The organism is Chloroflexia bacterium SDU3-3, from assembly GCA_009268125.1.
Lineage (GTDB): Bacteria > Chloroflexota > Chloroflexia > Chloroflexales > Roseiflexaceae > SDU3-3.
Genome location: WBOU01000007.1, coordinates 149186 through 171072 on the forward strand (window position 1 = coordinate 149186; position 21887 = coordinate 171072).

At 66.0% G+C, this 21887-nt stretch carries 17 protein-coding genes and 2 tRNA genes; 7 read left to right on the forward strand and 12 right to left on the reverse strand.

Annotation, left to right across the window (positions count from 1 at the left end; genetic code table 11):
* Window positions 1–151: 151 nt before the first annotated feature.
* The 6 genes from F8S13_13610 to F8S13_13635 form a co-directional block, all read right to left on the reverse strand.
* A complete protein-coding gene (locus tag F8S13_13610; GenBank protein KAB8142590.1) occupies window positions 152–994 on the reverse strand; it encodes a polyphosphate kinase 2 family protein in 843 nt (280 codons plus the stop codon).
* 73 nt (window positions 995–1067) lie between these two features.
* Window positions 1068–2216, reverse strand: coding sequence for an aminotransferase class V-fold PLP-dependent enzyme (locus tag F8S13_13615; protein ID KAB8142591.1), 1149 nt, complete (start codon window positions 2214–2216; stop codon window positions 1068–1070).
* An 85-nt stretch (window positions 2217–2301) separates the two neighbouring features.
* Complete coding sequence (locus F8S13_13620; GenBank protein KAB8142592.1) at window positions 2302–3675, reverse strand: hypothetical protein; 1374 nt, start codon at window positions 3673–3675, stop codon at window positions 2302–2304.
* 98 nt (window positions 3676–3773) lie between these two features.
* Window positions 3774–5288 carry an FHA domain-containing protein gene (locus F8S13_13625; GenBank protein KAB8142593.1) on the reverse strand — a complete coding sequence of 505 codons (1515 nt, stop codon included), beginning with the start codon at window positions 5286–5288 and terminating at the stop codon, window positions 3774–3776.
* A 497-nt stretch (window positions 5289–5785) separates the two neighbouring features.
* On the reverse strand, window positions 5786–8170 hold the full coding sequence (locus F8S13_13630; protein KAB8142594.1) for a transglutaminase domain-containing protein: 2385 nt from the start codon (window positions 8168–8170) through the stop codon (window positions 5786–5788).
* Between the two features lie 63 nt (window positions 8171–8233).
* Window positions 8234–9013: a TatD family deoxyribonuclease gene (locus F8S13_13635; protein KAB8142595.1), complete on the reverse strand. Its 780-nt coding sequence runs from the start codon at window positions 9011–9013 to the stop codon at window positions 8234–8236.
* A gap of 231 nt (window positions 9014–9244) precedes the next feature.
* Here F8S13_13635 and F8S13_13640 point away from each other — a divergent pair, with 231 nt between their 5' ends.
* Window positions 9245–10855, forward strand: coding sequence for a response regulator (locus F8S13_13640; protein KAB8142596.1), 1611 nt, complete (start codon window positions 9245–9247; stop codon window positions 10853–10855).
* A gap of 69 nt (window positions 10856–10924) precedes the next feature.
* Here F8S13_13640 and F8S13_13645 read toward each other — a convergent pair whose 3' ends face one another.
* Entirely contained in the window at window positions 10925–11305 is a 381-nt protein-coding gene (locus F8S13_13645) for a hypothetical protein (protein KAB8142597.1), read from the reverse strand.
* Window positions 11298–11519, reverse strand: coding sequence for a helix-turn-helix transcriptional regulator (locus F8S13_13650; GenBank protein KAB8142598.1), 222 nt, complete (start codon window positions 11517–11519; stop codon window positions 11298–11300). The genes F8S13_13645 and F8S13_13650 overlap by 8 nt, the downstream gene beginning before the upstream one ends.
* A 410-nt stretch (window positions 11520–11929) precedes the next feature.
* Between F8S13_13650 and F8S13_13655 the strand changes: the two genes are divergently transcribed.
* From F8S13_13655 to F8S13_13680, 6 genes are all read left to right on the forward strand, one after another.
* Window positions 11930–12709: an anti-sigma factor gene (locus tag F8S13_13655; GenBank protein ID KAB8142599.1), complete on the forward strand. Its 780-nt coding sequence runs from the start codon at window positions 11930–11932 to the stop codon at window positions 12707–12709.
* A 72-nt stretch (window positions 12710–12781) separates the two neighbouring features.
* Window positions 12782–12952, forward strand: a complete 171-nt coding sequence (locus F8S13_13660) for a hypothetical protein (protein KAB8142600.1) — start codon at window positions 12782–12784, stop codon at window positions 12950–12952.
* 56 nt (window positions 12953–13008) lie between these two features.
* Window positions 13009–14772 carry a long-chain fatty acid--CoA ligase gene (locus F8S13_13665; GenBank protein ID KAB8142601.1) on the forward strand — a complete coding sequence of 588 codons (1764 nt, stop codon included), beginning with the start codon at window positions 13009–13011 and terminating at the stop codon, window positions 14770–14772.
* 222 nt (window positions 14773–14994) lie between these two features.
* The gene (guaB, locus tag F8S13_13670) at window positions 14995–16470 is read left to right on the forward strand and encodes an IMP dehydrogenase (protein KAB8142602.1); all 1476 of its coding nucleotides are present in this window, start codon (window positions 14995–14997) and stop codon (window positions 16468–16470) included.
* 227 nt (window positions 16471–16697) lie between these two features.
* A tRNA-Glu gene (locus tag F8S13_13675) sits at window positions 16698–16774 on the forward strand.
* Window positions 16775–16778: 4 nt separating this feature from the next.
* A tRNA-Asp gene (locus F8S13_13680) sits at window positions 16779–16854 on the forward strand.
* A gap of 110 nt (window positions 16855–16964) precedes the next feature.
* Here the strand turns inward: F8S13_13680 and F8S13_13685 are convergent.
* The 4 genes from F8S13_13685 to F8S13_13700 all read right to left on the reverse strand — a co-directional run bounded on the left by F8S13_13685 (window position 16965) and on the right by F8S13_13700 (window position 21613).
* A complete protein-coding gene (locus F8S13_13685) occupies window positions 16965–19433 on the reverse strand; it encodes an AAA domain-containing protein (GenBank protein ID KAB8142603.1) in 2469 nt (822 codons plus the stop codon).
* Window positions 19434–19721: 288 nt separating this feature from the next.
* Entirely contained in the window at window positions 19722–20345 is a 624-nt protein-coding gene (locus tag F8S13_13690; protein ID KAB8142767.1) for a PadR family transcriptional regulator, read from the reverse strand.
* Window positions 20346–20592: 247 nt separating this feature from the next.
* Window positions 20593–21135: an AhpC/TSA family protein gene (locus F8S13_13695; protein ID KAB8142604.1), complete on the reverse strand. Its 543-nt coding sequence runs from the start codon at window positions 21133–21135 to the stop codon at window positions 20593–20595.
* Between the two features lie 4 nt (window positions 21136–21139).
* Window positions 21140–21613, reverse strand: a complete 474-nt coding sequence (locus F8S13_13700) for a GNAT family N-acetyltransferase (protein ID KAB8142605.1) — start codon at window positions 21611–21613, stop codon at window positions 21140–21142.
* Window positions 21614–21887: the final 274 nt, after the last annotated feature.

The following is a 21887-nucleotide window of genomic DNA, read 5'->3' on the forward strand; positions in this document are numbered from 1 at the left end:
TCTTAATTCACGGCAGATTCTTTACCACGAAGGCGCGAAGGTCGGTATCGCTTTTTTCGCATCTTCGCGTCTTCGTGGGTAGTGCTTTCCATATGTTGATTGGTGTTTTGGTGGTAAAACGTTCTGCCGACCGAGACCGCATAGGCTCTTGCTAGGGCTGCGGCTCGGCCAGCTGGCTGCGGTAGGCCTCTAGCTCGGCCAGGCGCGCCTTGCTCATGCGCTGGAGCGACTTCTTCCAGTCGGCGCGGTAGCCCTTGAGCGTGCGCACCAGGATCTCGGCGATCGCCAGGTTGCGGTACCACTTGTCGTCGGCGGGGATGATGTACCAGGGGGCCTGCTTGGTCGAGCAGTGCTCGAGCGCGTCCTGGTAGGCCTCGGTGTAGTCATCCCAGTACTCGCGCTCTTTCCAGTCGCCCGCCGAGAGCTTCCAGGCCTTCTCCACATCCTGCTCGCGGGCCAGCAGCCGCTGCTCCTGCTCTTCCTTGCTGATGTGCAGGAAGCACTTGATCACGATCGTGTCGTTGGCGGCCAGCATGTGCTCGAAGGCGTTGATCTGCTCGTAGCGCTGCTGCCAGGCCTTTTTGCCCACCAGCTTGTGCACGCGCACCACCAGCACATCCTCGTAGTGCGAGCGGTTGAACACCGCGATCATGCCCTTGCGCGGGGCGACCTTGTGGGCGCGCCAGAGGAAGTCGTGGCTCTGCTCCTCCTCGCTGGGCACCTTGAACGACTCGACGCGGCAGCCCTGCGGGTTGACGGCATCGAAGACCTTGCGGATGGCCCCATCCTTGCCGGATGTGTCCATGCCCTGCAGCACGATCAGCACGCTGTGCTGCGCGGCGGCGTACAGCTCCTCCTGGAGCTTGCCCAGCTCCTCGGAGAGCTGGGCGAACAGGGCCTCGCCCTGCTCGCGGGTGAGATCCTGGGGGGGCTTGGTGGGAATCTTGGCCAGCTTCACGCGCTGGCCCGGCTCGACATCGTGGGCGTATTTCATTGCCGCTTCTCCTTGGCTTGCTGGGCGGGGCCAGCGGCGGGCGGTATAGCTGCCGCCCACCGCTGGAGCGGGGCTACCGGCGCGGGTCTGCGATGGACACCAGCGCATCTACCAGGCTGCGGATCTCGTCCTCGGTGTTGTAGAAGTGCGGGGCGATGCGGATACCCCTGCCGCGCGGGATGCACACGAAGTTGCGGGCGTAGAGCTGGCGCTCGACCTCGGCGGGCTTGTCCACCTCGGCGATCACGATGCCGGAGCGGTGGAAGGCGCGGGCATTGGGCGAGCTGGCAAACCCACGGTCGCGCAGCAGCTCGATCAGCAGGTCGGCCAGGGCCAGCACGCGCTCGCTCACGTGGTCGATGCCGATCTCCTGCAGCAGCGAGAGGCTGGCGTGCAGGCCGTAGATGCCCGCGAAGTTCTGCGAGCCGAGGTTGAAGCGCTCGGCGGTGGGCAGCGGGGTCAGGTTGTAGTCGAGGTAGTTGGGCCAGTCGACCACGCTGCCCGCGCCCACGTAGGCCCCCGGCTGCAGCTGGTCGAGCAGGCCCTGGCGCACATACAGGAAGCCGCTGCCGATCGGGCCCATCAGCCACTTCTGTGAGCCACAGGCCAGCATGTCGATGTTGGCCTCGCGCACATCCAGCGGCAGCGCGCCCAGCGACTGGATGCCATCCACCACAAAGAAGATGCCGCGCTCTTTGCAGAGCTTGCCCACCGCCACCAGATCGTTGCGGAAGCCGCTGGCGAACTGCACGGTGGAGAGCGCGATGGCGCGCGTGCGGCTGTCGATGCGGGCCTTGAGCAGCTCCAGATCTACGCCGCCGTCGCGGGCGGGCACCATCTTGGTGAGCACGCCACGGTAGGCTAGGTTCTGCCAGGGGTAGACGTTGGCGGGGTAGTCGCCATCCAGCACCAGCACGTTGTCGCCGGGGCGCAGCGGCAGGCTGACGGCGGCGGTGTTCAGGCCCATGGCGGTGTTGGGCATCAGCACGATCTCGTCGGCGCTGCTGGCGTTGATCAGGTCGGCCAGGCGCGAGCGCAGATCGCTCATCACATCGATCGCCTCGGCCACCACCTCGTTGAAGGGCTGCTGCGAGAGCTTCTGGTTGAAGCTGCGGGTGGCCTCCTCCACGCGGGTGCTGAGGATGGAGACTCCGGCGTGGTTGAAGAAGGCCCAGCGCTCGGTGTGTGGGAAGAGTGCGCGATAGGGCTGTGGGTCAAGCATAGCGTCCTCGCTTATCGATGGGTTGGGCTGAAACAAGCGAGCGACCCGCGCGCCGGTGGGGGCGCTGCGGGCCGCTCGGGTGGTATCATTTCTTTTTGCGGCGGCGCTGGTGGGGGCGCTGCGGGCCGCCCTGGCCCTTGGGGGGCTGGGGTGCGGCCAAGTCCTTCGGCTCGATCTCGGGCGGCGGCGGCAGCTCGGGCGCGGGCGGCGGCAGCGGTGCGGGCTGGCGCGGCGGGTGGTGGCGCTGGCCGCCCTGGCCACCCTGGCCGCTCTGCTGCATGCGCTGGCGGCGCTGGGCGTCGTGGGGCTGGCCGCTGTCGAGGATGCTCAGGTGCTCGGCATTGCTGCCCTGGCGGGGCCGTTCGCTGCGGCGCTCGCCCTGGTGGCGCTCGCCCTGGTGGGGCCGCTCGCCCTGGTGGCGGCGCTCGCCCTGGTGGCGCTCGCCCTGGTGGCGGCGCTCGCCCTGCTCGCGCGGCTCCTCCCAGTCGCCCTCCTCCAGCAGGGCCAGGGCCTCCAGCACCTCGGGGTTCTCGATCTCGTCGCGCAGCAGGCGGCGCTCGCTGGGCTGGCGCGGCTCGCGCGGCGGGCTGGCCATGCGCGCCGCCGGGGTGATGCCCTCGGCGTTGCGGCTGCGGGCCACCTGAGCCACCTGGGCGGTGGCCTCCTTCAGCACCTCGGGCTTGTACTCCTCCTGCACGGCGCTCTCGGCCAGCAGCACTGTCACTGTCTCGCGCACCACGTTCACCGCGATCACCTCGCCGGGGCCGTCGGGGGTCTGCACCCACGAGCCTTTGCGGGGCAGCTCGGCCTTGATCTGGGTGTACTGCTCGTGCTCGTACGAGAGGCAGCAGAGCAGCCGCCCGCACACCCCGCTGATCTTGCTGGGGTTGAGCGGCAGGTCCTGGTCCTTGGCCATCTTGATCGAGACGCGGGCGTAGTCGGGCAGGAAGGTGGCGCAGCAGAGCAGCCGCCCGCAGGGGCCGATGCCGCCCAGCAGCTTGGCCTCGTCGCGCGGGCCGATCTGGCGCAGCTCGATGCGGGTCTTGAAGGTGCGGGCCAGGTCGCGCACCAGCATGCGGAAGTCGACGCGCTTCTCGGCGGTGAAGTAGAAGGTCAGGCGCGATCCGTCGAAGCTATACTCGGCCTTGATCAGCCGCATGGGCAGGGCGTGCTCGACGATCTTCTCGCTACAGCGCGAGAGCAGATCCTCGTGGCGGGCGTTGAGCTGGGTCAGGCGGTCGAAGTCGGCCTGCTCGGCGCGGCGGATCACCGGCTTCAGCTCGCCGATGATCTCGGCGTCGGCCACCTCTTTGATATCCGACGCCACCTTGGCCAGCTCGGGGCCGCGCACGGTCTCGACGATCACGGCGTCGCCCTGCACCAGGTTTTCGAACTCCTGGGGGTCGAAATAGTATATCTTGCCGGAGTCCTTAAAGCGGATTCCAACAACAGTTGGCATGGGGAAGCTCCATCTATCCATCAGGCGCGAATCAGAAGGCCGCGGCGCGGGCACCAAGCCTGTCGCCAGCGGCCTTGCGGTTCGCGGGTTCAGAGCACCTAGGTGCGGCTAAGGACTTTGTAGGCGAGCACCTTGCGGGCCTTGCCCTTCAGCTGCAGCTCGCCCATCTTCTGCATGGCGAAGGCGCTGCCGACAGCGTGGCAGGTGGCCTCGCCCACGAGGATGCTGTTTGGCTCGGCTGCAGATTCAAGGCGTGATGCGGTGTTGACGGTGTCGCCCAGTACAGTATACTCTAAACGCTGCCGCGTGCCAAAAAATCCGGCGTAGGCTAGGCCGGTGTTGATCCCGATCCGGAACGAGAAGCGCTTGTTCGGCTCGTGGCGCTCGTTGAGCCGCCGGTGGGCCTCCAGCATGTCCAGCGCGGCGTTGACGGCGGCCACGGCGTAGCGCCCGGCCTGGCCGTCGTCGTTCAGGCGCGGCGCGCCGAACACCGCCATGATACCGTCGCCGATGTACTTGTCGAGCGTGCCGTTGTGGGCGAAGATCACCTCGGTCATCTCGTGCAGATACTCGTTCAGCAGCTCCTGCACCTCGCGGGGCGAGAGCGCCTCGGAGAGCGGCGTGAAGCCCTTCACGTCGGCGAACAGCACGCTCACCTCTAGCTCCTGCGGCTCCCACAGCTGGCCGTGGCGGGCGTAGTAGCTGGCCACCAGCCGCGCCACGTTGGGCGACATAAAGCGCTCAAGGTTCTGGCGCAGCTCGGCCTGGTGGCGCAGCTCGTCGCTCAGGCGGGCGCGCTCGATGTGGGTGGATGCCTGGCTGACCAGGGCCGAGAGCATGTCGCGCTGGGCCTCGCTGAACTGGTCGCGCCCCGGCGAATCGAGGTAGATCAGGCCAGTGGCCTTGCCCTCGCTGATCAGCGGCACGCAGATCGCCGAGCGGATGTTGGCGCTGATGATGCTCTCCGACCCGCCGAAATCCAGCCGCGCGTCGCGGGTGAGCACGGCCTCGTTGGCGTCCAGCGCCCGCCGCGCGATGGTGGAGCTGAGCGCCACATCGCCCTGCGAGGGCGGGTAGACCACCATGGGCACCAGCTCGCTGCCCTTGTAGAGCATCAGCACGCCGCGCTGGGCTGGCACCAGCTGCAGCGCCTCCTCCATCACGGTGTCCAGCAGCTCGCCCATGCTGATGATGCTGTTCAGCCGCTTGCTGATGCGGATGAACTCGCGCAGATCCAGCCCCAGCTCGGGCAGCTCGCCGCTCTTGATCTCGCGGCTCTCGGCGGCCAGCGGCAGGTAGCGGCTGTCATCCAGCACCACCTGCTGCACGGCGCGCTCCTCGAAGCGCAGGTCGAACGGCCCAATGCGCACGATGTCGCCGTCGGCCAGCTGGGCCTCGCGCACGCGCAGGCGGTTGAGCAGCACGCCGTTGCGGCTCTCGTGGTCGACGAGCCAGGCCTCGTGGCCGCGCAGCTCGAAGCTGGCGTGGCGGCGCGAGACGAAGACGTGGTTCAGCACGATCGCGTTCTCGGGCGAGCGCCCCACCCGCAGCCCGTGCTCGCTCAGGGGGAAGGTCCGCTCCTCGCCCTCTATCGTGACCGTGATTCGTGCCATGCCCTGCGCCCTTCCGTGATAGTGTTGCTGCCGCTTGTGTCAGAAGTATAACAAAGCCTTGTAGGCCCAACAAGAGAGCATAAGAACATTCACCACGAAGGCGCGAAGAACCATCTACCACCAAGACCCAAGACACCAAGGGAACACAAGGCCATCTATCTGGGTGAGAAGCCAACCCCACCCACCTGGCCCATCCGGCGAAGGTGCTGCTGGCGCACACTGGCCCTATGCACGAACACCAGCCGCCAGCGGCCAGCAGAGGAACGCCCAAACTTGGCGGCCAGGGGCCACACCCCTGGCCGGGGGCAGTGGACGATGGTCTAGGGCTGAGTGGACGAGGGCTGGGGATGGAAAGACACCTAACCTAGAGCGTGTAGATCAAGCATGTATCGCGCCCGCCCCTGCGGCATAGGCGGTGCGCACAAACGCGGGGGCCAACTGGCAACGCCTCAAGCAATGCCCTGGTCGACCCCCGCGCATCCAGCTGCCTGCTGTGGCTAGCCTCGGCCCTTCGGCGGGCGCAGCGCCTGGAAGGGGCGCGCGAGCATATGCCCGATCAGGGCGGGGCGCAGCGCCTGCCATGCCCGCTCCACCGGCGAGCTGGCCGTGCTGCCCTTGTAGCGCTCGCGCACATAGCTGCCTACAATCTGGTTGACCGCCTCGCGCTGCTCGGGCAAGGCCTCGCCGATGCGCTGGCCGTACTCGGCGGGGGTCAGGTGCGGCTCGTGGCGGATGCCAGCCCACCCAGCCAGCCGCGCCAGGCGGGTGTAGATCGCCGCCGTGGGCGAGAGGCCGCGCAGGCCAATATTGAGCAGGATGAAGAACAGCGCCACCAGCGCGCCGAGCGCGGCCAGGATGGCCAGCGCGGTGGCCAGCGCCCGCTGCTGGGCTGCGTCGGCCTGCGGGATGGGGCCGCCAGGGGCGGGGATGCGCTGCTGCAGCTCCAGATCCTCGCGCTCGCGGTCGCCCAGGGTGCTGGTGGATGTGAGCGGTGTGGTGCTGGCCAGCGGCGTGGCGGTGAGGCTCACCGCTGGGCGCACCGGCAGATCGGCGTAGGATGCGGGGGTCGGCTCGAAGCGCTGCCAGCCGAAGCCGGGGAAGTAGACCTCGGGCCAGCTGTGGGCCACGCTCTCGCGCACCACATAGGCCCCCAGATCCTGGTCGAAGCTGCCGCCCGCGTAGCCCTGGGCCAGCCGCGCGGGCACGCCCTCGGCCCGCAGCATCACGATCATGGCCGTGGCGAAGTCGTCGCAGTAGCCGCGCTTGCTCTCGAAGATGAAGTAGTCGGCCCAGTCGGTGTCGGTCGGCGGGGCCTGGCGCTTCTCGTCGTAGACGTAGGTGCGCAGGAAGGCCTGGATGGCCACGGCCTTATCGTAGGGGCTAGTGGCGCTGGCTTGCCGCACGATCTGGTGGGCCTGCTCGGCCACGCGCTGGCTCATCGTCTCGGGCAGCTGCAGGTAGCGCGTGCGCACCCAGTCGGGGTAGGCCTCGCCAGCGGCGCGCAGGCTAGCCTGATCGACGGTGGAGAGGTACGAGGCCACCGTGTAGACCTGGGTGGCCTGCAGCGGCGTCTGCGAGAACACGCCCGAGGTCTCCTCGAAGTTGGGCAGCGGCGGCGTGCTAGTGGCGTCGAAGGTGTGCTCGACCAGCGTGGGGATACCCGCCGAGCGGAACTGCCCGCCCATCACCAGCATGCTGTCGGCGCGGTCGCTGCTCAGCGTCACCGTCTGCGTGATCAGGGTGCGCCCCAGCAGCTCCTGCGGCAGGCTGGCCAGCGCGCCGGGGTCGAGCGGGGTGCGCGCGCCCTCGGCGGTGGTCGCGCCCACCTGGGCGCGGGCGGCCTCGCCCACGGTGTTCTCCCAGGTGCGCCCGGTGTAGCGGTCGCGGGTGATCGCCCGCCAGTAGTCGAACTCGTCGGACTGCACCTGCATCACCACCTCGTCGCCCAGCGATCGCGCGCCGCCCACCCGCATCGAGCGTGTGAAGAAGCCGCTGCCGGTGGTGCCCGGCGGCGCGTTGATAGTGCTGAACGCGGTCTCCCAGCTCTCGCGCAGCGTGGTGAAGGGGGCGCTCATCACCTGCCAGGTGCGCGCCGCCTGGGCGATGCTGACCTCGCCCGGCAGGATACTAGTGATCAGCGCGGTGCCGCCCACCACCAGCGAGGCGGCCATCACAAAGCGCAGCGGCATCCACTCGGGGAAGTCGATCAGGGCCGCGCTCCACAGGCGCTGCTGGGCCACGATCTGCTGGTGCACGATCAGCAGCAGCGCGGCGCTGAGAAAGATGAAGAACAGCGTGGTGGGCTTGGGTGCGGTGTAGGTGTAGTTGACCAAGATGACCACGGCGTTGATCAGCACGGCGGGCCATGTCCAGCGGGCGCGGAACAGCATCCAGCTGGTGGCGTAGCCCAGCGCCCACGACAGCAGCGAGAGCGCCACGATGAACAGCACGATGTCCTCGCCGCGCCCGCCCGCCTGCACGATCCGCACCAGGCTCATAGTGCGCAGCACGATCTCGCTGCCGCGGTCGCTCCAGCTGCCCAGGCGCTCGCCCATGGTCTGGCCGTAGGCGGTGGCGACCTCGGCCTGCAGCAGCGGCCCCACGCACTGCACCGCCCAGGCCACGCCTAGGGTGGCGCTCAGCCAGTGGGCCAGCCAGCCGGGCAGCCAGGCCAGCCGCGCGAATACCAGCCCCACCAGCAGGGCGGGCAGCGCCACCAGCACCAGCACGCCTAGGCCGTCGGCCCAGTTGGCCTGGGCGATGCTCTGGATCACGCTCCACAGCATGAGCGCAGCCATTAGCGCGCTGGGCAGCAGCTCGGGCAGCGCTACCCGCTGGTACCATGGGACATAGGGCTGGGCCGGCGGTCGGGTGGCGATCATGGTGCGTGCTCCGTGTCTGTGGCGGCCCCGCCTGCGCTGCCAGACCGCCGATGTGCGAGAGGGTTAGTCGCGGAAGCGAAAGAGCGCCTCGGCGTTGCGCCACACCGCCTCGGCCAGCGCCTCCAGCGGCAGCTCGCGCAGGGCGGCGATGCGCTCGGCCACCAGCCGCACGTTGGCAGGCTCGTTGCGCTTGCCTCGGCGTGGGTGGGGCGAGAGGTAGGGGCTGTCGGTCTCGGTCAGGATGCGGTCGAGCGGCGCGCGGCGGGCCACCTCGTGTAGCTCAGTGGCCTTGGGGAAAGTCACCGGGCCGCTGAGCGAGAGGTAGAAGCCCACATCCAGGCAGGCGGCGGCGTAGTCCCAGTCGCCCGAGAACGAGTGCATCACGCCGGGCTGGCCGCGCGCGGCGTCGCCCAGGATGCGGATGGTATCTTCCTTGGCGTCGCGGCTGTGGATGACCACCGGCAGCCCCAGCTCGCGGGCCAGCGCCAGCTGCTCGCGGAACAGCCGCTCCTGGTCGGCGTGGGGCGCGCGGTCCCAGTGGTAGTCCAGCCCGATCTCGCCGATGGCCACCACCTTGGGGTGCGCGGCCAGGCGGCGCACCTCGGCCAGCCAGGCGGCGTCGGCCTCAATCGCATAGTGGGGCTGGATGCCAACCACGGCGTACATGTGCGGGTGCTGCTCGGCCAGCGCCACCGCCGCCCGCGACGAGTCGAGGTCGTAGCCGATCTCGATCAGGCGCTGCACCCCGGCCTCGGCGGCGCGGGCGAATACCATGTCGCGGTCGGGGCCGAATTGCTCGGTGTGTAGGTGGGCGTGGGTATCAATAAGCTGAAGTTGTGCCATGGCGCTATTGTAGCATGGGCGAGCGGAAAGTGACGACTGCTAGGATGAGCGTAGCATAAACATAACAGCTATTATTTTCCAGATCGACTGTGGTACAATAGATGCTGTAGCGTGCCAATATGGGGCTGCCTGCTGCTTTGCCCACCTCGCGTTCGATCATACCCTAGCTGCACATCATGCGAGAGATGCGCCGATAGAGCCGCCTACCATTTTCGCAGATCTGGAGCAACTATGACTCCGAATAGCATGGTCCTTGTGGTTGAGGACGATCTGCACATCTCCGAACTTATTGTCTTCTTGCTCCAAGATGGGGGATACCAGACCGCGACCGCTGGCTCTGCCGCCCAGGCGCGCCACGTGCTGGAGTCGCAGGCGGTCGATCTAGTGATCCTCGACTGGATGCTTCCCGATACCCCCGGCGATCAGCTCTGCCACGAGATAAAATCCCGCCGCGAGGAGAGCTTTCTGCCCATCCTGATGCTGACCGCGCGCAACGCCCTGGCCGATCGTGTTGCTGGCCTGGATGCCGGTGCCGACGATTTCCTCACCAAGCCCTTTCACTCCGACGAGCTGATGGCGCGCGTGCGGGCGCTGCTGCGCATCCGCCGCGCCGAGCTGGCCCGCCTGCAGGTAATCACCGAGCTGCGCACCGCCTATGATCGGCTTGCAACCACCCAGGCCCAGCTGGTGCAGGCCTCGCGCCTGGCATCGCTGGGCGAGCTGGTGGCCGGCGTGGCCCACGAGCTGAACAACCCGCTGGGCATCATCCTCGGCAACGCCGAGCTGCTTCCTACCCTCGACCACTCCGACGACCGCCGCGCGGTCACCCAGATCATCGAGGGCGCCCAGCGCGCCCGGCGGATCGTGCAGAGCCTGATCTCGTTTGCGCGCCAGGGCAAGATCGAGGAGGACTGGTACAAGCCGCGCGATCTGGTCGAGCGGGTGCTCGACCTCAAGCGCGCCGATCTGCAGAATCATGGCATCCAGGTTGAGGTGAGCTACGGGCTAAATCTGCCCATGCTGTGGGTGGATGGCTCGCAGATCCAGCACGTGCTGCTCAACCTGATCCAGAACGCCGAGCACGCGGTGCAGGGCCGCCCGATGCCGCGCATCGCGCTGCGGGTCTTCCGCCAAGATCCGCCGGTGCTCGCGCCGCCCCTGCTAGGTGAGAGCCTAGGCGCATGGCAGTCGGACACTGGCAGCCTGGTGATGATCGATGTGATGGATACCGGCGTGGGCATCCCCTCCGAGCTGCAGGTGCGGCTGTTCCAGCCCTTCTTCACCACCAGGCCGGTGGGCCAGGGCGCGGGGCTGAGCCTGGCGATCTCCTACGGCATCGTGTCGCAGCACGGCGGCAGCCTGGTCTACAGCAGCCACCCGGGCGAGGGCAGCACCTTCCGGATCGCGCTGCCGGTGGTGCGCGAGGGCATCCCCGTCCCCGCCAGCAACGATGGCGGTGCCAGCGGCAGCGTGCTGGTGATGGACAGCGAGCCGTTTGTGCTCGATTTTGTGAGCAGGCTGCTGGCCCGCAAAGGCTGGGATGTGGCGGTGGCCCAGCGGGCAGGGCAGGCCTTCGATATGCTGCGCGAGCAGCCCTACCACGCGGTGCTGTGCGATCTGAAGCTGCAGGATATCGACGAGTGGGACTTCTACCAGCAGATCCAGCAGATCTGCCCCAAGCACCCGCCGATCGTGGTGCTGATGACTGGCGAGATCCGCAACGATCGGATCGATGCGCTGGTGCAGAGCTACGATCTGCCTGTGCTGCGCAAGCCCTTCACCGCCCAGGAGCTATTCGACTGCCTCCTGATCGTCGAGCCGCACGATCAGGAGAATAGCTAGCCCCATCGCGATAGTAAAAGCGAGGTGGGATTTCCCACCTCGCTTTTTTATGTCTCAGCCGCCGCTCATTTAACTATGGCGCAGCCATAGATCCGATGCGATATAGCTGGCTGTGGCGATGCCGAGCGGCAGCCCCAGCAGGCTCACCGGCATGGTCGTGATCTCGGCAAGGGCGGCGTAGATCATGCCACCTGCCAGGGCCAGGCTGCTTGCCAGCAGCGCATTTCTTGCTGCCACGAGCATGATCTGCCGCCCCCGCTCGTCGCACCGAAGCGGTGCCGCGCCTTTTGCGGGCTGCACGGTGTACCTGCCGCTGTGCGGTGCCCACAAAAACAGCCCGCCTACAGCGACGGCGATCGCCAGCCCCGCCCACCAGGGCGAGCCTGCCATCCAGGCGATAGCCCCCATCCCAACCGCAATAGACACCCGGCTGATGTAATAGCTAGTCATGATCTTCTCCTGTATGGTTGGCGAGCCAGAAGAGCTCGCCGATTGGCGTGTGCAGTGCTGCCGCCAGCTCAAGCGCCAGCTTCACCGAGGGCACGAATTTACCCTGCTCAACGGCGATGATGGTCTGGCGTGTGACGCGGGTGGCTTCTGCCAGCGCCTGCTGCGTCATCCCCCGATGCGTGCGCATCTCGCGGACGCGATTTTGTACGGCCATAAGATCCTTGTGTAAAGTTTAGATTACATATACTCTACCGTGTCCCGGCTTGAATGTCAAGTATAGATTACATCGCAGAGAGCACAACTCTGGCTATCGATCTCAGCAGCGGATCGTACCCACAGCACAATGGGTGTATAGCGGTTAGGGTGATATTTTGGGAAGATCCTTCGCTTTTTTGGTATCGGGAACATCCACAAGACGAAAGAAAACGTATCAAGGGCACAGGAATGGGAGATCATCTGCACGACAAGGCGTATTTTTCTTGGGAAATATTTGAAGCGATGTGTCTATATCGCTAATCACTGCTATGAAAGGATCAATACTGCCGAGATATTCTGACCATCTCATAGCGCTATGAAATCTAGCAAGAATCGCAGTTTGATAGCAGCTTACGATACTTAGGCTTTATGCCCAGCACACGTTTCTCTATCGGAAATGGCCCCATGAACACACATCCAACCGAGTTTATTCCAGGATATGTGCTCGGCGTGCTTGATGATCGTGAGCGGCAGGTGGTTGCGCGGCATCTGGCCCTATGCCCCCAGTGCCGCCACGAGGCCGAGTCATTTCTGCGCAGCGTGGCAGGCCACGCAGGCGCGCCCCTGGCTGGGCCGCCGCACGCGCTTAAGCGCAGGCTGATGCGCCGTGTGCGCGCCAGCCTGCTGCGCCGCCGTGGGGGCCTAGCCCTGCTGGCGGTGGCGCTGGTGGTGGCGCTGGGCGTACCCGCCGGGCAGCGCTACCTGGCCCACGCCCACGCCCAGCAGCAGGCTGCCACATTTATGGGTGATCTGCGCACGCTGCGCCATACGCTGCCCGCCCAGGGCGGCATGCAGGCCACGCTCTACACCCAGCCGGGCCAGCGCCAGGCGCTGCTGCAGGTGGCGGGCATGCCGCCGCTGGCCGCGGGCCAGGTCTACCAGATCTGGTTTGCCCAGGGCGATACCCCTGTGGCGTCGGCCAGCTTCACCGTGGATGCCAGCGGCGCGGCCATGGTGCTGTGCGCCGCCCCCGCGCCGATCGCCGAGACCTACACCCAGCTGATGGTGACGCTGGAGCCTGCGGGGGCCAGCGCCGCGCCCAGCGGCCAGCCCATCCTCGCGGCCCCGCTGGCCGCTGGGCCGCGCCTGCCTAGCCCGATCGGGCTGCGCGCCGCACCCCACGGGCTGGCAAAACAAACCAGAGGTTGACGCTACTGATACCCGTGCGGTATGATACCTGTCGCAAAGCCGTTTATCGTATGGCTTATAGAGGAGAACATCATGCGTACAGCGCTTAATGCTTTGTTGTTCATCATCGGCGTGGGCCTTGGCGTGGTCGGCGGGGCCGCCCTGCTGGCCTATGCGTACCAGGCCGCCGGTCTCTACCCGCCGGATGACGCGACCATTAAGTTCATCGCGCGCGAGCGCGGCTGGCTGCGCGAAGACGTCTAGGCTTCGGCCCCGTCCTACTGGCGCAGGGCAGCGCCTCGGCGCTGCCCGCTATCTCAATGAAGAGGAGCAGCACAGTGGAGAAGATCTGGCTTTCACACTACGAGCCGTCGATTACGGACACCTTCAGCTACCCCGAGTCCACCCTCAGCGACCTGCTTGCCGAGAGCGCCCGCAAGTACCCCTACCACGTGGCCACCGACTTTGTGCTCAGCTATATCCTTGGGCAGCGCGTCGCCGTGGGCGGGTCGCTCACCTATGGCCGCCTGCACCAGCTGGTCGAGCGCTTCGCCGCCGCGCTCTACGCCCTGGGCGTGCGCAAGGGCGACCGCGTGGCGCTGATGCTGCCCAACTCGCCGCAGTTCGTGATCGCCTTCTTCGCCACCATGCGGCTGGGCGCGATAGTGGTGAACCACAACCCCACCTACACCCCGCGCGAGCTTCAGCACCAGCTGTGTGACTCCGGCGCGGAGACGATCATCCTGCTGAATATCTTCTACCCGCGCCTGCAGGAGATCCAGCAGCACACGCCGCTGAAGCGCGTGGTGGTCTCCAACATCTACGATACGCTCGCGCCGCCCACGCGGCTGCTGGTGTGGGCCAAGCTGCACCGTGGCGACGACTGGGTAGATGTGCGGCCCGGCCCCGATCTGCACCTCTTCCAGGCGCTGCTGGATGCGCCCCACCCCGCCGCGCCCGCGCCCGAGATCACGCCCGACGATACCGCGCTGTTCCAGTACACCGGCGGCACCACCGGCATCCCCAAGGCAGCCATGCTCAGCCACCGCAACCTGGTGGCCAACACCTACCAGATCCACGCATGGCTGCCATCCGCCCGCCCCGGCGAGGAGAAGATGATGTCGGCCATCCCGTTCTTCCACGTGTACGGTATGACGGTGGCCATGCTGTTCGGCCTCTCGATCGGCGCGGCGCTGGTGATCGTGCCCAACCCACGGCCGATCGATAATGTGATGACGGTCATCCAGAAGACCCGCGCCACGATCTTCCCCGGCGTACCCGCCATGTATATCAATATTGTCAACCACAGCGAGATCGGCAGCTACGATCTCAGCTCGGTGCGGGCCTGTATCAGCGGCTCGGCCCCGCTGCCCATGGAGGTGCAGGAGCGCTTCGGGGCGCTCACTGGCGGGCGGCTGGTCGAGGGCTATGGCCTCACCGAGGCCTCGCCGGTGACGCACTGCAATCCGGTGTTTGGCCAGCGCAAGCGCGGCTCGATCGGCGTGCCGCTGCCCGGCGTAGAGGCCAAGCTGGTGAGCCTGGAGGACGGCAGCGAGCTTGCGCCCGGCCAGGGCCAGGGCGAGCTGGCGGTGCGCGGCCCCCAGGTGATGCAGGGCTACTGGGGCCAGCCCGACGAGACCAAGGTGATGATTGATGAGGATGGCTGGCTGCACACCGGCGATGTCTGCACGGTGGATGAAGACGGCTACTTCTTCATCGTCGACCGCAAGAAAGATATGATTATTGCCTCGGGCTTCAAGATTCTGCCGCGCGAGGTCGAGGAGGTGCTGTACATGCACCCCAAGGTCGAAGAGGCGGTGGTGCTGGGCGTGCCCAACCCCGTGCGCGGCGACGACACCGTGAAGGCCTACATCGTGCCCCGCCAGGGCGAGCAGCCCACCGAAGACGAGATCCGCAGCTTCTGCCGCCAGCACCTCGCCCCTTACAAGGTGCCGCGCGCCGTCGAGTTCCGCGCCACGCTGCCCAAGACCATGGTGGGCAAGGTGCTCAAGCGCGTGCTGCTAGATGAGGAGCGCGCCAAGCAGGCCAGCCCCGACCCAGCCGGGCTGGTGGCCGTGAGTTGACAGCCTCCGCACTTCGCGGTACAGTGTCAGGAATAGCAAAACCACGGCTGTTGTTGGCCTGCTGCGCGGGCGACAGCAGCCGTATTCGTATGGAGATGCTGAGAAACACCAGGCACAACACAGCGATCTCCCACCTGGCGGTCATCATGGCCTGCCCTCTGCGCCTGCGCGTGGGGGGCCTTTTCATACATTTGGCCCGTATCATGCGAGGAGGTAGTGGTAATGTCTATTGATTGGGATGACAAGTACGCGCGTGAGGGTCTGACATTCGATGATGTGCTTCTGATCCCGGCCCATTCGCAGGTGCTGCCGCATGAGGCAGATCTCGGAACGCAGTTTACCCGCAGGCTCCGGCTGAATATCCCGATTGTCAGCTCGGCCATGGACACTGTCACCGAGCACCGCCTGGCCATCGCGCTAGCCCGCGAGGGTGGCCTGGGCTTCATCCACAAGAACATGTCGATCGAAGAGCAGGCCGAGATGGTGCGCAAGGTCAAGCGCTCGGAGAGCGGCATGATCGTCGACCCGATCACCATCAGCCCCGATAAGACGGTGGGCGACGCCCACGCGATGATGTCCGAGTACCGCATCTCGGGCATCCCTGTCACTACCGACGAGGGCGAGCTGGTCGGCATCATCACCAACCGCGATCTGCGCTTCGAGACCGATATGTCGCGCAGGGTCAGCGAGCTGATGACTGCAGACGAGCTTGTGACGGTGCCCGAGGGCACCACGCTGGATCAGGCCAAGGAGTCGCTGCACAAGCACCGCATCGAGAAGGTGCTGGTGGTCGACAAGCGCGGCAAGCTCTCGGGCATGATCACCGTCAAGGATATCATGAAGCAGATCGAGCATCCCAACGCGGCCAAGGACGCCAAGGGTCGGCTGCTGGTGGGCGCTGCTATCGGCGCAGGCGGCGACTTCTTGGCGCGGGCCGAGGCGCTGATCCGCGTGGGCGTGGATGCGCTGGTGATCGACACCGCCCACGGCCACAACCAGGGCACTCTGGATTCGGTGGCCCGCGTGCGCGAGCGCTTCCCCGACGTGCAGCTGGTGGCGGGCAATGTCTCCACCGGCGCGGGCGCGCTGGCCCTGGCCGAGCGCGGCGTGGACGCGATCAAGATCGGCCAGGGGCCGGGCAGCATCTGCACCACCCGCGTGGTGAGTGGCGCTGGCATGCCCCAGATCACCGCGATCACCGAGTGCGCCCGCGCGGTCGAGCACCTAGGCATCCCAGTGATCGCCGACGGCGGCATCAAGTACTCGGGCGACATTGTCAAGGCCCTGGCGGCTGGCGCGCACACCGTGATGATCGGCTCGCTCTTCGCGGGCACCGACGAGAGCCCCGGCGAGAAGATCCTCTACGAGGGCCGCGCCTACAAGACCTACCGCGGCATGGGCTCGATCGGGGCTATGCAGCGCGGCAGCCGCGACCGCTACTTCCAGGCCACCAGCGACAACCGCAAGCTGGTGGCCGAGGGCATCGAGGGCATGGTGGCCTACAAAGGCCCGATCTCCGACACCGTGTTCCAGCTCACGGGCGGCCTGCGCTCGGGCATGGGCTATGTGGGCGCGCCCAGCATCGAGCGGCTGCGCAGCGACGCGCGCTTCGTGCGCATCACCGGCGCAGGCCTGATCGAGAGCCACCCGCACGATGTGACCATCACGAAGGAGGCCCCCAACTACGAGCGCCGCTAGGCGCTTTTCTACCACGAAGACACGAAGACACGAAGGCGGGAAAACTTCGCGCCTTCGTGTCTTCGTGGTTATTTGTTCCCTTTGTTCCTTGGTGTCTTGGAGCCTTGGTGGTAAAACGTTCTGCCGAATGAGAACGCAGAGACCCGATTTGACAGATCGATGAGACCCTGCTATAATCCTCCACGTCGTTAAGCGACACACGAAATAACAAACAGATGAGATTTCGTGGCCCCATCGTCTAGCGGCCTAGGACGTCACCCTCTCAAGGTGAAGACCGCGGGTTCGAATCCCGCTGGGGTCACCACAGTGGAGCCGTGGTGTAGTGGTTTGCATGGAACCCTGTCAAGGTTCAGGTGGCGGGTTCAAGTCCCGTCGGCTCCGCCAGCTACAGCCAGCGCGAAAGCGCTGGCTGTTTGTTTTTGCCGCGCTTTCTGCAAGCAGGCATATAAAAAGTCCCAGCGCCTTGGAAAAAGGCGCTGGGACTTTTTGTATCGCTAGGCAATCGGCTCCGCCGGGCTCTTCTGATTCAGCTCCAGCGTCTCGCGCTTGGTGAAGATCAGCCGCCCGTTCTCCACATCGACCACCACGGTATCGCCGGCTTGGAACTCGCCCTTCAGCAGCGAGCGCGAGAGCGGTGTCTCGACCAGTCGCTGCACGGTGCGGCGCAGCGGGCGCGCACCGTAGGCCGGGTGGTAGCCCTCGCGCACCAGCAGCGCCTTGGCGCTGGTGGTCAGTTCCAGCCCCATGCCCTGCTCGTGCATGCGCTGGGCCACATCCTTCACCTGCAGGTCGATGATCTGCGTCAGCTCCGGCTCGGTGAGCGGGTTGAACACGATCACATCGTCGATGCGGTTCAGGAACTCGGGGCGGAAGGCCTCGCGCAGCGCCTCGTTCACGTGCTCGCGGGCCTGCGACTCGGCGCTCTGATCGTGGGTGCGCACCAGGCCGATGCGCTGCTGGCGCACGTGCTCGGTACCCACGTTCGAGGTCATGATCACGATGGTGTTGCGGAAGTCGACCGTGTGGCCCTGGCCGTCGGTCAGCCGCCCGTCGTCCAGCAGCTGCAGCAGCGTGTTGAACACATCCGGGTGGGCCTTCTCGATCTCGTCGAACAGTACCACCTGGTAGGGCCGCCGCCGGATGCTCTCGGTCAGGTGCCCGGCGTCGTCGTAGCCGACATAGCCGGGGGGGGCGCCGATCAGCCGCGAGACTGTGTGGCGCTCCTGGAACTCGGACATGTCGACGCGGGTCATGGCCTCCTCGCTGTCGAACATGAACTCGGCCAGGGCCTTGGCCAGCTCGGTCTTGCCCACGCCGGTGGGGCCGACGAAGATGAACGAGCCGATCGGGCGGCGCGGGTCGCGCAGGCCACTGCGGGCGCGGCGCACCGCGTCGGCCAGGGCCACGATCGCGTCGTGCTGGCCGATCACCCGCTCGTGCAGGCGATCCTCCATCTCGATCAGCTTTTCGCGCTCGGTCTCCAGCATGCGGCTCACGGGGATGCCGGTCCAGTTGGCCACGATGCTGGCCACGTCGTCCTCATCCACCACGTCATCCAAGTTGGATGTCTTCAGCCACTCCTCGCGGGCCTGGTTGAAATCCGTCTCCAGCGAGAGGTAGTGGGTGCGCAGGATGGCGGCCTTCTCGTACTCGCGGCGCAGGCCAGATTCCTCCTCTTCCTTGCGCAGGCGGTCGAGCTCCAGCTGCTTCTGGCGCAGCTCGGGCGGCATGGAGTAGATGTCGATGCGCAGCTTGGCGGCGGCCTCGTCCACCAGATCGATGGCCTTGTCGGGCAGGAAGCGATCGGTGATGTAGCGGCTGGAGAGCCGCGCCGCCGCCTCGATGGCCTGGTCGCTGATCGTGAGCTGGTGGTGCTCCTCGTAGCGCTTGCGCAGGCCGCGCAGCATCTCGACGGTGGTCTCGACATCTGGCTCATCCACAAACACCGGGCTGAAGCGGCGCTCAAGCGCGGCGTCCTTCTCGATGTGCTTGCGGTATTCCTCGAGCGTGGTCGCGCCTACCACCTGCACCTCGCCGCGCGCCAGGGCGGGCTTGAGCATGTTGGATGCATCGATCGCGCCGGATGCCGCGCCAGCGCCCACCACGGTGTGCAGCTCGTCGATGAACAGGATGATCTGCTTTTTGGCGGCGCGCACCTCGTCCATTACGGCCTTGAGCCGCTCCTCGAACTCGCCGCGGAACTTGGATCCGGCGACCATGCCCGCCAGATCGAGCGACAGCACCTTTTTGCCACGCAGCATCTCGGGCACGTCGCCCGCCACGATCTTCTGGGCCAGGCCCTCGGCGATCGCCGTCTTGCCCACGCCAGTCTCGCCCACCAGCACCGGGTTGTTTTTGCTGCGCCGCGAGAGGATGCGCATCACGCGCATGATCTCGACGTCGCGCCCGATCACTGGGTCGAGCTCGCCGCTCTTGGCCAGATCGGTGAGGTCGGTGGAGTATTTTTCCAGCACCTCGTAGCGGTTTTCGGCGGTGGGGTCGTCGGATCGCTGGCTACCGCGGATGTCCATCAGGGCTTGGTAGATGCGCTCCTGGTCGATGCCGAAGTTGTTCAGGATGCGCGACGAGCCGCCCTCGCGCTCGCCCACGATCGCGATCAGCAGGTGCTCGGTGCCCACGTACTGGTCCGAGAGGCGGGTGGCCTCTTCCTCGGCGCGCTTGACGAGGCGCTGGGTGCGCGGGGTGATATATACTTGGTTGCCATAGCCATACTGGCCATAGACTTTCGGAGATTTCTCAAGCTCGCGCTCGACGCGCTGCGTGACCATGTCGGGGTCGACGTTCAGCTTTTCCAGCGCGCGGCGGGCCAGTCCATCGGTCTGGCGAAGCATCGCGAGGAAGATGTGCTCCACATCCAGCTGGGTGTGGTGCTGCTCGTGCATGATCGCCTGAGCTTCCTGAAATGCCTCTTGCGCTTTCTCTGTGAATCGATCGAGTCTCATGCGTTCAACACCCTCCCTCAGGGTAGCTCTGCCGCCAGTAGCGCGACGCAGGGATAGTATACCATGTGGCTTCTTTACTGTGACGCGCCATTTGGGTAGGTTCAGATGAGCCAACAGATTCCCTTGGCGGCTTGGGTATATGCTATCACGTCTGCGGGGGAAATGTACTAGAGCAACATTAACATTCGTGCTGGGCAGGCTGCCTGACGGTTGTCTGGCTGCAGGACGCGCATATGCCAGCCTTGCGTGTGGCAGGGCTGGCATATGCGTGTGGGGCGTGGGCTGGGTCTAGAGGTCGCTGATCGGGCCGACATCCTCGCCAAGCACGGCAGCTAGGTCGGCCTTGGCCTTGGTGATCACCTCGCGCAGCTTGCGGATCTTCTCCTGATCGTGCTTGGCGTCGCGTAGGGCCGCGCCGAACAGGTGGCGCAGGCTGCGCAGCTCGTGCCAGAGCGCGCGGTGCTCGGCGTGGGCGGCGGCGTAGGCCTCGCGCAGGTGCTCCACCGGGGGCCGCCCGCCGAAGGGGCCGAAGCCGCCGGGGAACTCGGGCTTGTTCTCCTCTAAAAAGCTGAGGCCCTGCTCGGTGATCTGGTAGACCTTTTTGGCGTCGCTCTCGGTGATGGTGACGAAGCCGCGGTCCTCCAGCATCTGCAGCGTGGGGTAGACCGACCCGGCGCTGGGCGAGTAGAGGCCGCCGGTGCGCTCCTCCAGCGCCTTCATCATCTCGTAGCCGTGCATGGGCCGCTCTTTCAGCAGCTCCAGCAGGGCGAACTTGAGATCGCCGCGCCCGAAGAAGCGCCGCCCTGGGCCTTCGCCCTCGCCGCCGAACGGGCCGCCGCCAAAGGGGCCGCCGCCGCCGAACGGGCCGCGCGGCGGGCGGTTGCCGCGCATGTGGTGGTGCATATGGTGCATGTGGTGGTGGGCCTCGCGCAGGTGCTCGCGCAGGCGCGGCCAGTCCTCTTCATGGCCAGCGAAGCCATAGGCGAATCGTCGAAACATAGTGTGCTGCCTTTCGTCTATTTCGATATATCGGTAAGTGATGTCGCTAGTATAACGATATATCGAAAACATGTCAAGAGGCAATTTCGATAGAGCTGTTTGTGATTCTGCGGACGCAAAAAAGCCTGCGGGGCAACCCCGCAGGCTGTGGATATGCCGCCTAGCCCAGGGCGGCCAGGTACTGCTCGGTGGTGGGGTAGCGGTCGATCGGGTGGGCCAGGTGGTGCATGCGGATCAGGCCCGCGCGGTCGATCACCACGCTGCCGCCCAGCTGGCGGATGTTGGCCCGCAGGCCGATGGATGGGATGAAGCCCTTGGGGATGAGCTGCAGCTGCTTGGCCAGCACGTTCAGATTGAGGACATCGCCAAACGTGCCCTCGTACATACCAAACGCCTGGTAGACCGCGCGCGGCATGTCGTAGTACATCGGGAAGGGCACCAGCTGGGTCTGGCGCACAAAGCTGGTGCTCACCGGGTCGGCGAAGGTGATGGCGGCCACCTGCAGGCCGCGCTGCTGGAACTGCGGGTAGGCATCCACCAGCTCGCGCAGGTGGGCGCGGCAGAGCGCGCATCCCAGGTGGCGCATGAAGTAGAGCAGCAGCGGCCCCTCGCGCCAGAGGCTGCCCAGCGCCACCTGGCTGTCATCCAGGCGGGTGAGCAGCACATCCGGCGCGGGGGTGGGGTCGGCGGGTGTTGTTTCCATGATGTTAGGCGTTCTCGACGAAATAGAGGAAGTTGGCCGCGCTCTCGCGCTCGACCCAGCCGTGCTTGGCGTAGAAGCCGCGCTGGTACGACTCGCGATCGCGCATGTTCAGCAGCCCCATGCGGGTGCAGCCGCGCGCCGCCGCCTCGGCCTTGGCCGCATCCAGCAGCTGCGCGCCTAGCCCCTGGCCGCGCTCGCTGGCGTGGATAAACAGCTCGGACACAAAGCCCTCGCCGCCCTTGAGGAACAGGCAGGGCATCCATGTAATAGCGACATACCCGACGATCTGGCTGCCGTGCTGGGCCACCAGCATGGTGTGGCGGTCGCTGCCCACCGCGTGCTGCAGCTGCTCGGCCACCTGGGTCAGTACGCTTTCCTCGGGGGCCTCGGCCAGGCGGGTGAAGCCCTCGATGCTACGCAGCAGCGCGGCCAGCCCGCCTGCGTCGTCGATCTGGGCGGGGCGGATGGTGAGTGACATACATCTACAATCTTGCTAGAGCTGTGGGTGGTCGTGGGTGCCTATGCCTGCGGCGCAGAAAAACAGGCCGAGGATGAGGGAGAAGATCGCCAGCGGCAACCAACCGCGCACGCTTAAGAGTACTCCTAGGAAGAGTAGCACAATTCCAAAGAGCAGCAAGCCAATAGTCCCGCTGTGGATCTTGATCCGCATGATCGTACCTCCCCGCTGTACAATCTCTAGCTGCGCTATGGGCAACATCTATGCCGCAAATCCAGAGGTGGATATGGGCAGC

Bases quoted from the DNA above. Each gene is read 5' to 3' on its own strand.
- F8S13_13610 (KAB8142590.1), bottom strand. From the start codon at position 994: ATGAAATACGCCCACGATGTCGAGCCGGGCCAGCGCGTGAAGCTGGCC.
- F8S13_13615 (KAB8142591.1), bottom strand. From the start codon at position 2,216: ATGCTTGACCCACAGCCCTATCGCGCACTCTTCCCACACACCGAGCGC.
- F8S13_13620 (KAB8142592.1), bottom strand. From the start codon at position 3,675: ATGCCAACTGTTGTTGGAATCCGCTTTAAGGACTCCGGCAAGATATAC.
- F8S13_13625 (KAB8142593.1), bottom strand. From the start codon at position 5,288: ATGGCACGAATCACGGTCACGATAGAGGGCGAGGAGCGGACCTTCCCC.
- F8S13_13630 (KAB8142594.1), bottom strand. From the start codon at position 8,170: ATGATCGCCACCCGACCGCCGGCCCAGCCCTATGTCCCATGGTACCAG.
- F8S13_13635 (KAB8142595.1), bottom strand. From the start codon at position 9,013: ATGGCACAACTTCAGCTTATTGATACCCACGCCCACCTACACACCGAG.
- F8S13_13640 (KAB8142596.1), top strand. From the start codon at position 9,245: ATGACTCCGAATAGCATGGTCCTTGTGGTTGAGGACGATCTGCACATC.
- F8S13_13645 (KAB8142597.1), bottom strand. From the start codon at position 11,305: ATGACTAGCTATTACATCAGCCGGGTGTCTATTGCGGTTGGGATGGGG.
- F8S13_13650 (KAB8142598.1), bottom strand. From the start codon at position 11,519: ATGGCCGTACAAAATCGCGTCCGCGAGATGCGCACGCATCGGGGGATG.
- F8S13_13655 (KAB8142599.1), top strand. From the start codon at position 11,930: ATGCCCAGCACACGTTTCTCTATCGGAAATGGCCCCATGAACACACAT.
- F8S13_13660 (KAB8142600.1), top strand. From the start codon at position 12,782: ATGCGTACAGCGCTTAATGCTTTGTTGTTCATCATCGGCGTGGGCCTT.
- F8S13_13665 (KAB8142601.1), top strand. From the start codon at position 13,009: ATGAAGAGGAGCAGCACAGTGGAGAAGATCTGGCTTTCACACTACGAG.
- guaB (KAB8142602.1), top strand. From the start codon at position 14,995: ATGTCTATTGATTGGGATGACAAGTACGCGCGTGAGGGTCTGACATTC.
- F8S13_13685 (KAB8142603.1), bottom strand. From the start codon at position 19,433: ATGAGACTCGATCGATTCACAGAGAAAGCGCAAGAGGCATTTCAGGAA.
- F8S13_13690 (KAB8142767.1), bottom strand. From the start codon at position 20,345: ATGCACCATATGCACCACCACATGCGCGGCAACCGCCCGCCGCGCGGC.
- F8S13_13695 (KAB8142604.1), bottom strand. From the start codon at position 21,135: ATGGAAACAACACCCGCCGACCCCACCCCCGCGCCGGATGTGCTGCTC.
- F8S13_13700 (KAB8142605.1), bottom strand. From the start codon at position 21,613: ATGTCACTCACCATCCGCCCCGCCCAGATCGACGACGCAGGCGGGCTG.